Source organism: Actinomyces sp. ZJ308 (genome assembly GCF_011752065.1).
GTDB lineage: Bacteria > Actinomycetota > Actinomycetes > Actinomycetales > Actinomycetaceae > Actinomyces.
The window spans coordinates 111,747-124,353 of sequence record NZ_JAAIJY010000005.1 but is presented as its reverse complement, the minus strand read 5'-3'; the positions used below and the strand labels follow the sequence as shown (position 1 = coordinate 124,353).

The window sequence follows — 12,607 nt, the reverse complement described above, 5'->3', positions numbered from 1 at the left end:
GATTCCTGTCTGCCTGCGACTCAGCTGCGCATACATCGCAGGCAGACAGGAAGGCATGGTGCTCAGGCCTCGGAGACGCGGGCCCTCCGGGTGACGGCATCCAGGACAATGGGTGCCAGCCCGCCTCCGACAATGAGCAGACCCCCGACCATTCCCACGGGAGTGAGTTGCTCTCCCCAAACAAGGAGACCACACAGAATGGCAACCGGACACTCCCAGTAGGAGATCGTCGAGTACTCCACGGCAGGGAGGTTGCGTCCCGCCACAACCAGGAACCCCAGGGCGAAGAGGCCGCAGATGAGGAAGAGGGCCACCGCCCACATCCAGTTGGTGGAGGTGAAGGACGAAACGCCATGCCATGGGCGCAGGATGATTGACATCACCAGAGTAGCAGACGCCGCCCAGAAAAAGTTCCAAACGCCGCGTACAACTGAGTCAACATCCTTGCGGTAGCCGTAGAAAAACATCGCCAGGCCGTAGAAGACACCTGACAGCAGGCCAAGAAGATCTCCCAGGCTCTTGCGCGGGAACTCGGGGGACGAGGCCGACAGGTCCAGCCCGAAGGTCAGACTTCCATTCTTGAAGTCGATGATGCCGATGGTCAGCAGCATGCCGACGAACACAAGAGACAGGAAGATCCCCGAAAGCACGCTGATCTTCTCCTTACGGAAGATGCGTGCGAGCAGCGCACAGAACAGAGGGCCGGTGTAGATGAGGAAGACGGCGTTGGCGATCGACGTCATCAGTGTCGAGGAGATGTAGCAGCCCAGTGACAGGCCGATACTGACCCCTCCCAGGATCACGGTGGTGCTCAGGCGGGTGCGCCGGAAGAGTCCGGTCTTTCCGGTGAGGACAAGAATGAGGATGAAGCCGAGCAGTCCAACGGTCATACGCCCGAAGGCCAGGAACGATCCGATGACGGCCTTGTCGGCATCAGCGAGACCAGCGGTCGTACCACGGCTGATGGTACCGACGAGCCCCATCCCGGTGGCGGATAGAAGCATGGCAACGGCGCCGAGCTTCTTGTTCATCACGTACTCTGTGACAGAGGATTCGGTAGACGAAGTCTGTGACATGGCAGTTGTGTCTCCTGAGTTCTCTCCCGGCGGGCGCAGCATCATTGCTGGGCCTCGTGCAGCCGGGCCGGTTCTCTCCGCCTCCACGGGGAGTCCGGCAGCCGCGCTGCGAGTACCCGAGCCGGGAACGGTGCGGGGCGGCAGCCCGATCCATGAGCCGCCGCCCCGCACCCGCTTGGAATCAGACCAGAGTCGGGTCAGCGACCTGGTTCGGGAAGTAGTCCTCACAGCCACCCTCGCGGTACACGTCCGCCGTCGCGCAGTGCAGACCACCGCCGAAGGCGTAGGCGTCGCGGAAGGGAACCGGGATGACGTTCATGCCCAGCTTGTCCATCTGCTCCATCTGGTGGACCTCACTGGCCTCGACGCACACGGTCTTGTGGTCGATGACGAGGCAGTTCATGGACAGCCAGACGGAGGAGTAGCACAGCGGCGGCGGAACCTCGTGAGCCGGGGGAGCGGCGTCGACGATCTGCCAGTCATTGGCCTCGAAGATCTTGCGCTGCTCCTCGGGCAGGCGGCGGTGCGGGTTGTTGATGATCAGCCCGGGCCGCAGCGGCACGAAGGTGGCGTCGATGTGGATCGGGTAGGGGTCGCCGGGGAAGTTCACCGCGTGCACCCGCAGGTCGGGGTAGTAGCGCTTGAACCACTCCATCGCCTTGCGGTTGGTGGTCAGACCGTGCTGGATGAACAGGTCCTTGCCCACGCGCATGACGTCGGCGGCGTCCCACATCGGCTCGACCTCAGTGGTCACGAAGTCCTTGGCGGCAGTGCGCTCAAGGCGCTCCTCCAGGGAGATCCGCTCGTCGTAGTAGTTGTGCTTGTAGGACTTGTCCGTCAGCCGCGGGCGAGGAGCCTGGGTCCACTTGAACTCCGGGTCCTCCTCGAAGTACTCGTTCATGAGGGGCCAGTAGGCGAGGTACTCGAAGTACCGGCACCGGAACGAGTTGGCCGACGACATGATCTCATCACCGATGGTGAGCAGGATGTCGCGCGGGGGCATCTGGGTGAAGCCCGACTCCGTGCGGAAGTCAGGCGTCTGGATGGCCTGGTTCCACTGCAGCGGCGTGGGGCGGTCCACCTTGACGCCCAGTCCCTCGAGGATCTTGACGTAGTTGTCGAGCTGCTCGTTGGCGGCCTCGACGGTGGCGGTGGGGCGGGGGCCCCACATACCGCGCATCTCGGAGTCGATCGGCACCTTCTCGGAGGTGGCGGGCTCCTCGGGAGGAATAACCGAGAAGTCTGCGCGCCCGACGATGACGTGCTTGAGCGGGTCGAAGTCGTTCCAAGAGTTGACGATCTTCGTCATGAGTGAGTCACTCCTTTGTGCTCGTTGTGTGGTGTGTGATGAATTGAGACAGATGGATATGTCTACGATTCAACGCTCTCATTCTATCCTGAAGGAACTTCAAAAGTAACCGCAGGAGTATCTGTGTAAAAGAATGACGGCTGAACCATGGCATGGTCATATGTGGTTGACGGCTCTCACCACCTCCTTGCAGGACCGATGCCGTCATGTCGGTCAGGCCCTGCGAATGCGAGTGTCAATTTGCTCGGGAATCGGGGGATGGATATCGTCGGGGCCACCGTAGTTGCCCCCAGGGGTCACGATAGTCCCTGCCTGTCCGTCAATGATGGAAACGGCGTCCTCAAGACGACCGATTGCCGCCATGTCTCCGGTCAGCTCGACAAATCGGCACACCGCCTCGACCTTTGGTCCCATGGATCCACTGGGAAGACCCATGGCTCGCAGCGCCGCCGGCGTGGCTCGTGGAACCTGTTTCTGGTTCTCGGTCCCGAAGTCCTCATAGACGCCGTCGACGTCGGTGAGGATGAGGAGCGCATCGGCCTCCAGTGCCTCGGCCAGGACCGATGCGGTCAGGTCCTTGTCAATGACGGCCTCGATGCCCTTGAGCTTGCCTTCGGCGCTGCGGATGACGGGGACCCCGCCTCCGCCGGAGCAGATGACGATGGCTCCGGCCTCCAGAAGCGTTCGCACCAGCCGGGTCTCGATCACCCTCTGCGGCTTGGGGGAGCCGACGACGCGGCGGTAGTGCTCGCCGTCGGGCTTGACCACCCAGTCGCGTTCCTCGGCCAGCTTCTCCGCCTCCTCCTTGGTGTAGACCTCGCCGACGAACTTGGTCGGGTTGGAGAAGGCGGGGTCGCCGGCCAGAACCAGGGTCTGGTTGACCATCGCGGCCACATGGCGACCCGGCAGGGCGTTCTGCATGGCCTGCAGCAGCCAGTAGCCGATCATGCCCTGGGTCTGTGCGCCGAGGGTGTCGAAGGGGTAGGGCTCCGAGAGCCGCTCGTCGTTGGCGGACTCCAGCGCCAGGACGCCCACCTGAGGGCCGTTTCCGTGGGTGAGGACCAGCTCGTGCTTCTCCGCCAGCTTCGCCAGCTCACGCGCCGCAACCTCGACGTTGTGAATCTGGGTGCTGGCGTCGGGCTTCTCGCCCCTGCGCAGAAGAGCGTTTCCGCCGAGGGCAACAACGATTCTCACGACTCAGTCCCACTCTCCGAGGGTTGCGACCATGACGGCCTTGATGGTGTGCATGCGGTTCTCGGCCTGGTCGAAGGCGACGTTGCGCTCGGTCTCGAAGACGTCGTCGGTCACCTCCAGCCCGTCCATGCCGGTCTTGGCGAAGATATCCTCGCCCACGGTGGTGTGGCGGTCGTGGAAGGCGGGCAGGCAGTGGAGGAACTTCACATCGGGGTTGCCGGTGGCCTCCACCATCTCGGCATTGACCTGGTAAGGACGCAGCAGGGCGATGCGCTGATCCCAGACCTCCTTGGGCTCACCCATCGAGACCCACACATCCGTGTAGAGGAAGTCGACGCCCTTGACGCCCTCGGCGACGTCGTCGGTGACGAGGATGCGGGCTCCGCTGTCCTGGGCCAGCTTCTCGGCCTGGGCCACGACCTCGGGAGGCGTCTGCAGCTCCTTGGGAGCCACCATCCGCACGTCCATCCCCATGAGGGCCGCCGAGATGAGCAACGAGTTGGCGACGTTGTTGCGGGCGTCTCCGAGGTAGGCGAAGGAGATCTCCTCGATCGGCTTGCCCGCGTGCTCCAGCATGGTCAGCTGGTCGGCGAGCATCTGGGTGGGGTGCCACTCATCGGTCAGCCCGTTCCACACCGGCACGCCGGAGAGCTCGGCCAGTGCCTCGACGTGCTCCTGCTTCTTGCCGCGGAACTCGATGCCGTCGTAGAAACGACCCAGGACCCGGGCGGTGTCCGCCACGGACTCCTTGTGACCCATCTGGGAGCCCGAGGGGTCCAGGTAGGTGACCTGCGCGCCCTGGTCGTAGGCGGCGACCTCGAAGGAGCAGCGGGTACGCGTGGAGGTCTTCTCGAAGATGAGGGCGATGTTCTTGCCGGTCAGCCGCTTGACCTCGCGGCCGGCCTTCTTGTCCTCCTTGAGCTGGGCCGCCAGCTGGAGCAGGATGCTCCACTCCTTGGCGGTGAAGTCGAGCTCCTTGAGGAAGCTGCGGTTGTGCAGGGGATGGGTCATGAGGACTCCTTCGTCCAGTGTGGGTGATGGGGTGTACTTACTTCATTGACGCCGAAGGCGCTTGATGGGCGGGGCCGGTTCAGGCGACCGGGTCCCGCAGGGTCGGACAGCTCATGCAGTGCGGGCCGCCGCGGCCGCGGCCGACCTCCGAGCCGGGGATGGTCAGGACCTCGATGCCGCGAGAGGTGAGGTACTCGTTGGTGTTGACGTTGCGCTCGTAGGTGACGATGACACCGGGGGCGATGGCCAGCGAGTTGGAGCCGTCGTCCCACTGCTCACGAGCCGCGGCCATGGAGTCCTGGGGAGTGATGAGGATGGTGAGGTCGTCGATGCCCAACGCCTGGGCGATGACGCGGTACATGTCCTCGGGGTCGTTGCGGGTGACGTTGATCTGCCCGCCCTCGCCCGGGCGCAGGGTGAGCGTCGGCAGCATCCCCAGGCCTCCGTAGGTGGTGAAGGTGCCGACGTCGACCATGGTCATGACGGTGTCCAGGTGCATCTGCGCGCGCGTCCGGTTCATCTCGACGGCGACCACCCGGTCGACCCTCCCACCGGCGAAGAGCCGACTGGCGAGCCTCTCGATGCCCTGGGCGGTGGTGCGCTCCGAGACCCCGACCAGGACGGAGCCGTTGCCGATGATCTGGACGTCGCCGCCCTCGACGGTGGCGGGACCGGCCTGGGTGCCCTCGGACCACACGGGGAAGTCCGCACTCGCGAACCGGGGGTGCCAGCGGTAGATCGCCTCGTAGTTGATGGTCTCGCGCTGCCTGGCCGGCATCATCATCGAGTTGATGGACACGCCGTTGTAGATCCAGCAGGACGTGTCGCGGGTGAAGAGGTGGTTGGGAAGCGGCGCCAGGAGCAGGTCGTCGTCATCCATGGACGCCAGAACCAGCGAGTCGGGGCAGGAGGTCCGCTCGAGCAGCTCGGCCTTGGTGATGCCGGCGATGAGCACCTCGGCCAGGTCTGCGCCGGACAGTCCCTGCGCCAGGGTCCGCAGCGGCTCGGCGGCGCTGGGGCCGTTGGTGTTCTCGTTGACGACGCGGTCCAGGACGTAGTCCCTGGCCTCGGCCACCTCCAGAGTCTCGGCCAGAAGGTCGCCGAGGTAGAGCACCTCGATGTCGCGGTCGGTCAGCACCCGCGCGAACTGGTCGTGCTCCTCCTGGGCCCGCTCGAGCCACAGGACGTCGTCGAAGAGGAGGTGCTCCTTGTTCTGCGGAGTGAGTCGGAGCATCTCACTGCCAGGCCTGTGCAGGATGACCTGCCGGAGCCTGCCGATTTCGGAATCTACGGAAAGATCCATGACTCCCTCTCTGACACAACGCTGTGTCGTTGATGTGGATCATGATGCGCATCACGCGCTATGACGATTGAAGTGGTACGCCTGTACCGGATTGGTACGAGCGTACCAGGATCGACGTGGATTGGAAACCCCCTGGTACGACTGAGTTCCAGGTAAGTTGATCGAGCAACAGTCACCTGTACGTGATATTCGTTTCACCTGGCGCCGATGCTGCTGACGGTCTCGTCAGACGTGACGTGCCAGACAGGTGGCTGCCGGGCATGTTCATAGATGCCATACAAATCGCTTCACCCATCTCACTCCGGGTGGACGGCTGCGACGCCTCCGCCGCATCCGGAGGACGTGGGAGGCTGCCGGGCATGACCGCACTGAGCTCCACCGAGACCGTCTCCCCCTCCGGGCCCGTGCGCGCCGTCGTCCTTGACTACGGCAACGTCCTGTACACCTGGGAGCCGATGGCGGCTGTGGCCGGTTACGTCTCGGTGGAGGCCTGGGAGGAGTTCGTGGCCGACGGCGACTTCCTCGCCTGGAATGAGAGGCTGGACCTGGGGGAGCCCTTCGAGCGAGTGCTCGCCGACTGCGCCCGCGCCCATCCGGACCGCCCCGACTGGGTGGAGATCCTCTCCCTGTACCGCCAGCGCTTCGCCGCCTCACTGACCGGTCCCGTGCCCGGTATGGCCGCCGTGCTCGAGGATCTCCTGGAGGCGGACGTGGCACTGTACGGCCTGACCAACTTCGACGCCGCCCCCTTCGAGCGGGCCCGGCTCCTGGTGCCCCAGCTCGAGCGGTTCGCCGGCATCGTGGTCTCCGGACGCGAGCACCTGGCGAAGCCCGACGCCGCCATCTTCACGCTTCTCCTGGAGCGTTACGGCCTGCAGGCCGCCGGCACGCTGTTCGTCGATGACTCGTCGGTCAACATTCGGGCCGCCGACCGGCTGGGGCTGCGCACCCACCACTTCACCGGCGCGGGGCGCCTGCGTGCCGAGCTCATCGCTGTGGGACTGCTTCCCACGCCGGGCCAACGCTGAAGCCGCATTCGGCGGGGTGGAGCCGTAGACTCGGCCTTATGCGTGTGCTTTTCGCCGGAACGCCCGAGGTGGCTCTGCCCACCTTGGAGGCCCTCATCGCCAGTGAGCACGACGTCGTCGGGGTCCTCACCCGTGCGGACGCCCGCAAGGGCCGCGGCCGCACGCTGCATCCCTCGCCGGTGGCCGCCGTGGCCCGTGAGGCCGGACTCGACGTGCGCACTCCGACCACGCTCAAGGGTGAGGGAGCCCAGGACGTGCGCGCCTGGGTGCGCGGCCTCGAGGCCGACGTCGCCGTCGTGGTCGCCTACGGGCGCCTGGTGCCGGCCGACCTGCTGGATGCGCCCGGGCACGGGTGGCTGAATCTCCACTTCTCCCTGCTGCCGGCCTGGCGCGGAGCCGCCCCCGTCCAACGGGCGATCATCGCCGGGGAGGAGGTCACCGGCGCGTGCGTGTTCCGCCTCGAGGAGGGGCTCGACACCGGCCCCGTCTACGGCCGCATCACCGAGGCGATCGGCACCAGGGACACCAGCGGCGACCTCCTGGAGCGGCTGGCGCGTGCGGGAGCCCCTCTGGTCCTCGACGTCCTGCACTCGGTGGAGGAGGGCGGCGTGCGCCCCGAGCCGCAGGACGACGCGCTGGCCACCCTGGCACCATTGCTCTCCACCGCCGACGGCGAGGTCCGCTGGGATGATCCCGCACTGACCATTGATCGCCGGATCCGAGGCGTGAGCCCGGCTCCGGGCGCTCACACCACCTACCTCGGGGCCAGGTTCCGCCTGGGACCGGTCGTTCCGGTACCGGAGGTCACCGATCTCCTGCCCGGCCAGGTGCGCGCCTCCAAGCGTGAGGTCCTCGTGGGAACCGGTGGCTGCGCCGTCCGCCTGGGGCAGGTCGCGCCCGCAGGGCGTAGCTGGATGCCCGCCGACGCCTGGGCCCGCGGGGCCCGTCCAGAGGTGGGCACCGTCCTGGGGGCTCCGGCTCCCACGAGCGACGACGGCGAAGGGGCACGCTGATGGGGGAGCGACCGGCGCGCCGGGGTGCGCCGGATAATCACGATAATCCCGGTAGTTCCAGTAATTCCGGTGACCACCGCCGCGACCGGGCCGGACGACGGCACGGCAACCACTCTGAACGCGGCAACCACAGTGACCGGACCGGCCGAGGCGGTCGAGTGTCTCGACATGATCGAAGGCGGCGTTCCGGCAGACCGACCGGGACCGCAGGGGCCAGACGCTCACCTCAGCCGTCTCAGCGGCGCTCGGACCCGGCGCGCCGGGTGGCGCTGGAGGTCCTCACCCGGGTGCGTCGTGACGACGCCTTCGCCAACCTCCTCCTGCCCGAGCTTCTGGACTCCGCCGACCTGGACCGGCGTGATGCCGGGTTCGCCACCGCACTGACCTACGGGACCCTGCGCCTGCAGGGACGCTACGACGCCATGATCGCCACCTGCACGGACCGGCCCCTGGAGAGGATCGACCCGGCGGTGCTCGACGTCCTGCGCCTGGGCGCCCACCAGCTCATGGGCATGAGAGTGGCCCAGCACGCCGCTGTGAGTACCACCGTGGACCTGGCGGCCGACTCCTGCGGGCGCGGCGCCGCCACCTTCGTCAACGCCATCATGCGCCGCCTGAGCAGCCAAGGGCCGGAGGCCTGGCTGGCGCTCCTGGAACAGGACGCGCCCGATGAGACAGCCGCCCTGGCTCGCACCCAGTCCCATCCGGAGTGGATCGTCAAGGCGCTGCGTCAGGCACTGGTCACCCACGGCCGCAGTGCCGAGGAGCTGGAGGCGCTCCTGGCCGCCGACAACACGGACCCCGAGGTGGCCCTGTGCGCCCGGCCCGGCCTCATCGCGCCTGAGGCCCTGGCCAAGGCGGCCCGCAAGGCCGACCGGGTCCACGACGCTGAGCCCCGCCTGGGGCGGATCAGCCCGCTCGCCGTCGTCCTGGTCGGGGGAGACCCCGGAAGGATCGAGGCGGTCCGGGACTCCCGGGCCGGGGTCGAGGACGAGGGCAGCCAGCTGGTGGCTCTCATCGCCGCCGAGGCCCCCATCGAGGGGCGCGACGAGCGCTGGCTCGACCTGTGCGCCGGTCCCGGCGGCAAGGCTGCGCTGCTGGCGGCGAGGGCAGACCAGAAGGGCGCTCACCTGCTCGCCAACGAGGTCAGTGCCCACCGGGCGGAGCTGGTGCGCTCCGCCCTGCGCGCGGTGCCGCGGGACGTGGCCCGGGTGCGCTGCGGGGACGGGCGGGACCTCGGCCGCGATGAACCGGGCGCCTACGACCGGGTCCTGGTCGACGCGCCCTGCACGGGGCTCGGTTCGCTGCGCCGTCGGCCGGAGGCCCGGTGGCGTCGGAGCCCCGGGGACGTCACCGTCCTGGCCGAGCTCCAGCGCGAGCTCCTGGCCAGCGCGCTGCGCGCCGTGCGACGCGGGGGAGTGGTGACGTACGTGACCTGCTCACCGCATGCGCTGGAGACCAGTCTCGTGGTGCGCGACGTCACCCGGCTCCTGGAGCGCGAGGGTCTGAGCACCGAGATCCTGCACGCCGGGGACCTCGCCACCCGGCTGGCACCTCAGCCACCGGCCGGCGCCGACCGCGAGATGCTTCAGCTCTGGCCCCACCTCGACGGTACCGACGCCATGTTCTGCGCCCTGCTGCGCCGCACCAGCTGACCCACGACGACCCCGCCCATCAAGAGGAGCACCCCGATGACGGCCATCCACCCCTCGATCCTCAACTGCGACATCGCCCATCTGGCCGACGAGCTCGACCGGATCACGGGCGACGGCGGAACCGAGGGCGTCACAGGGGGTGACGGTGCGGACGGGATCCATGTCGACGTCATGGACAACCACTTCGTGCCCAACCTGTCCTGGGGGCTGCCTGTGGTCGAGGCGGTGCTCGCCCACACCTCGCTGCCCGTGGACGCCCATCTCATGATCCGCAACGCCGACCGCTGGGCCCCTGCCTACGCCGAGGTCGGCTGCCAGATCGTCACTCCTCATGCCGAAGCCACAACGGCCCCGGTGCGGCTGGCGCGCGAGCTCCACCGGCTCGGCGCCGGAGCGGGGATCGCCCTGAGGCCCGCCACGCCGCTCGAGGCCGTCGCCGACGTGCTGGGGGAGTTCGACCTCCTCCTGCTCATGACCGTGGAGCCGGGATTCGGGGGCCAGTCCTTCATCGAGTCGATGCTGCCCAAGATCCGCCGTGCCCGCGAGCTCGTGGGAGCCAGGGGGCTCGACCTGCGCATCCAGGTCGACGGCGGCATCACCTCGCAGACGATCGAGCGGGCGGCCGAGGCCGGGGCCGACGTCTTCGTCGCCGGCTCGGCCGTCTACCGGGCCGACGACGCCCTGGCCGCCATCTCCGAGCTGCGCGATGCGGCATCCTCCCACCGGCATGATCACCAATGATCACCCTTGATTACTGCCATTGACGGCCACTGAGAGCGGTTGCCGACTGTCTGCGCGGCCGCGCCCCCACCTCGAGAAAGGAGATACTCATGAGATGGATGTGACAGGTGGTGCCTTTGGTCACCCCCACCCACAAACCTTGTGGGAAACCTCAAAGGCCTTCAGGGAGTGAAAGAGGCCTTTGTGAGGCGCCCGTTATGCCGCACCATTACTGGTGTCTCGGTTGTTACACCAACGCAACTCTCGGTCTTTGTGAGGTTTCCACAAATGGATTGTGGTGCCCTGACCACGTAACGTCGTCGTCCAGCGGATCTGTCAACCTGCGCTTGTAGGGAAGACACGGATCCACCACCCCGGCCCAAGGAGGGCCCCGCCGCCAACCCGGCACTGTCCAGGCAAGGAGACTCTTGGTGACCCTCTCCCGCATCCTCATCGCCAACCGCGGTGAGATCGCACTGCGTATCGTGCGAACCGCCCGTGATCTCGGGGCGACATCAATCCTTCCGTACACTCCCGAGGACCTCATGAGCCCGGCGGCCGAGCTCGCCGACGAGGCCTACGCGCTGCCCGAAGGCTCGTCCTACACCGACGCGACGGCAATCCTCGAGATGGCCCGCACCACCGGCGCCGACGCCGTTCACCCCGGCTACGGCTTCCTGGCTGAGGACGCCGACTTCGCCCGTTCGATCATCAAGGCCGGCATCACCTGGGTCGGTCCCTCGCCGGAGGCCATGGACGCCCTCGGAGACAAGATGAGTGCCCGGGCCACCGCCGAGCGGGCCGAGGTCGCCCCGGTGCCCGGCATCACCGACTCGGTCACCGACGCCGACACGGTCATCCGCTTCGCCGCCACCCACGGCTACCCGGTCGCCCTCAAGCGCACCGACGGCGGCGGCGGGCGCGGCATCACCGTCCTGCACAACGACGACGAGGTCAGGTCCACCCCCGCCTTCGAGTCCGCGGCGCTGGGCGGGGGCACGCTCATCCTGGAGCGCTTCGTCACCGCCGCCCGCCACATCGAGACCCAGTGCGCCCGGGACTCCCACGGCGGCTTCGCCGTCGTCTCCACCCGCGACTGCTCCCTGCAGCGACGCAACCAGAAGCTCCTCGAGGAGGCCCCGGCCCCCTTCCTGCCCGAGGGCGTTCACGACCGTCTCGTCGAGGCCTCCCGTCGCCTCCTGGAGACGGTCGACTACGTCGGGGTGGCCACCTGCGAGTTCCTCCTGACCCCCGAGGGCGACCTGTGGTTCCTCGAGGTCAACCCCCGGCTCCAGGTGGAGCACTGCGTCTCCGAGGAGGTCACCGGTACCGACCTGGTCGAGGTCCAGCTGCGCATCGCCGAGGGAGGCCGTCTCGGCGAGCTCAATGAGCCCCGCGGTCACAGCCTCGAGCTGCGCATCACCTGTGAGGACCCGGCCCGAGGCCTGGCTCCCTCCACCGGAGCCATCACCCGCCTGCGCTGGCCGGCCGGCCCCGGCATCCGCATCGAGTCCGGCGTCACCGAGGGCGACGTCGTCACCCCCATGTTCGACCCGATGCTGGCCAAGATCGTCGTCACCGGCGCCAGCCGGGAGCAGGCCATCGCCCGCGCCCGGCGCGCCCTGCGTGAGACGGTTGTCGAGGGCGTCACCGTGTGCACGGCTCTGCACGCAGAGGTCCTGGGGCGCCCCGCCTTCACCACGCCCGATGAGGCAGGGCGCCTGACCGTGACCACGCGGTGGATCGAGCACGAGGTACTGCCGGACCTCGCCGACGACGCGGCGTCGTCGGGCACCGATGGGTCCCCGAGCGCAGCGGATACGGTCACCAGTCCGCGCACCCGGTCCAGCTACATCATCGAGCTCAACGGCCGGCGGATGCAGCTGACGCTTCCCGACGGGATCCTCGCCCCATCCAACCCGGCGCGCAGCTTCAGCCCGCGCGGCAACCGGGCCCAGCCTCTGCGCGGCCGCCCCGGCGGGGCCACGCGCTCGACCCGCGGCGGCTCCGGTGGAACCGAGGCCGCCGGCTCCGAGCCCGGCGTCATCGCCGCCCCGATGCAGGCCATCGTCACCCGTATCTGCGTCGAGCCGGGCCAGCAGGTCCTCCAGGGCGATCTGCTCGTGGTCCTGGAGTCGATGAAGATGGAGAACTACGTCCACGCTCTGAATGACGGAACCATCTCGGAGATCCCCGTCAGCGCCGGGCGCACCGTCTCCGCCGGTGACGTCCTGGTGCGCATGCACACCCCCGAGAACAGCTCAGAGGAGGACTGAACCGTGAGCACCGACGCCAGCC

10 protein-coding genes are annotated in these 12,607 nt (G+C 67.7%); 5 read left to right on the top strand and 5 right to left on the bottom strand.

Annotated features, from left to right (window positions below):
- Positions 1-62 precede the first annotated feature (62 nt).
- The 5 genes from HCR68_RS04265 to HCR68_RS04245 form a co-directional block, all read right to left on the bottom strand.
- Positions 63-1,076 carry a DMT family transporter gene (locus HCR68_RS04265; RefSeq protein ID WP_167146585.1) on the bottom strand — a complete coding sequence of 338 codons (1,014 nt, stop codon included), beginning with the start codon at positions 1,074-1,076 and terminating at the stop codon, positions 63-65.
- Between the two features lie 181 nt (positions 1,077-1,257).
- The gene (locus HCR68_RS04260) at positions 1,258-2,385 is read right to left on the bottom strand and encodes a serine/threonine protein kinase (protein ID WP_167146582.1); all 1,128 of its coding nucleotides are present in this window, start codon (positions 2,383-2,385) and stop codon (positions 1,258-1,260) included.
- Between the two features lie 213 nt (positions 2,386-2,598).
- Positions 2,599-3,579, bottom strand: a complete 981-nt coding sequence (arcC, locus tag HCR68_RS04255; RefSeq protein ID WP_167146579.1) for a carbamate kinase — start codon at positions 3,577-3,579, stop codon at positions 2,599-2,601.
- A gap of 3 nt (positions 3,580-3,582) precedes the next feature.
- On the bottom strand, positions 3,583-4,590 hold the full coding sequence (gene argF, locus HCR68_RS04250; protein WP_167146576.1) for an ornithine carbamoyltransferase: 1,008 nt from the start codon (positions 4,588-4,590) through the stop codon (positions 3,583-3,585).
- A gap of 79 nt (positions 4,591-4,669) precedes the next feature.
- Positions 4,670-5,893: an arginine deiminase gene (locus tag HCR68_RS04245; RefSeq protein WP_167146573.1), complete on the bottom strand. Its 1,224-nt coding sequence runs from the start codon at positions 5,891-5,893 to the stop codon at positions 4,670-4,672.
- Between the two features lie 359 nt (positions 5,894-6,252).
- Here HCR68_RS04245 and HCR68_RS04240 point away from each other — a divergent pair, with 359 nt between their 5' ends.
- The 5 genes from HCR68_RS04240 (at position 6,253) to HCR68_RS04220 (ending at position 12,585) form a co-directional block, all read left to right on the top strand.
- Positions 6,253-6,921 carry an HAD family phosphatase gene (locus HCR68_RS04240; RefSeq protein ID WP_167146570.1) on the top strand — a complete coding sequence of 223 codons (669 nt, stop codon included), beginning with the start codon at positions 6,253-6,255 and terminating at the stop codon, positions 6,919-6,921.
- A 38-nt stretch (positions 6,922-6,959) separates the two neighbouring features.
- Positions 6,960-7,934: a methionyl-tRNA formyltransferase gene (gene fmt, locus HCR68_RS04235; RefSeq protein ID WP_167146567.1), complete on the top strand. Its 975-nt coding sequence runs from the start codon at positions 6,960-6,962 to the stop codon at positions 7,932-7,934.
- 263 nt (positions 7,935-8,197) lie between these two features.
- A complete protein-coding gene (locus HCR68_RS04230) occupies positions 8,198-9,589 on the top strand; it encodes a transcription antitermination factor NusB (protein ID WP_167146566.1) in 1,392 nt (463 codons plus the stop codon).
- Positions 9,590-9,625: 36 nt separating this feature from the next.
- Positions 9,626-10,330: a ribulose-phosphate 3-epimerase gene (gene rpe, locus HCR68_RS04225; RefSeq protein WP_167146563.1), complete on the top strand. Its 705-nt coding sequence runs from the start codon at positions 9,626-9,628 to the stop codon at positions 10,328-10,330.
- Between the two features lie 410 nt (positions 10,331-10,740).
- Positions 10,741-12,585, top strand: a complete 1,845-nt coding sequence (locus tag HCR68_RS04220) for a biotin carboxylase N-terminal domain-containing protein (RefSeq protein ID WP_167146559.1) — start codon at positions 10,741-10,743, stop codon at positions 12,583-12,585.
- Positions 12,586-12,607 lie beyond the last annotated feature (22 nt).

Excerpts from the sequence above, each read along its gene's own strand:
- HCR68_RS04265 (WP_167146585.1), bottom strand. The coding sequence starts at position 1,076 with ATGTCACAGACTTCGTCTACCGAATCCTCTGTCACAGAGTACGTGATG.
- HCR68_RS04260 (WP_167146582.1), bottom strand. The coding sequence starts at position 2,385 with ATGACGAAGATCGTCAACTCTTGGAACGACTTCGACCCGCTCAAGCAC.
- argF (WP_167146576.1), bottom strand. The coding sequence starts at position 4,590 with ATGACCCATCCCCTGCACAACCGCAGCTTCCTCAAGGAGCTCGACTTC.
- HCR68_RS04245 (WP_167146573.1), bottom strand. The coding sequence starts at position 5,893 with ATGGATCTTTCCGTAGATTCCGAAATCGGCAGGCTCCGGCAGGTCATC.
- HCR68_RS04240 (WP_167146570.1), top strand. The coding sequence starts at position 6,253 with ATGACCGCACTGAGCTCCACCGAGACCGTCTCCCCCTCCGGGCCCGTG.
- fmt (WP_167146567.1), top strand. The coding sequence starts at position 6,960 with ATGCGTGTGCTTTTCGCCGGAACGCCCGAGGTGGCTCTGCCCACCTTG.
- rpe (WP_167146563.1), top strand. The coding sequence starts at position 9,626 with ATGACGGCCATCCACCCCTCGATCCTCAACTGCGACATCGCCCATCTG.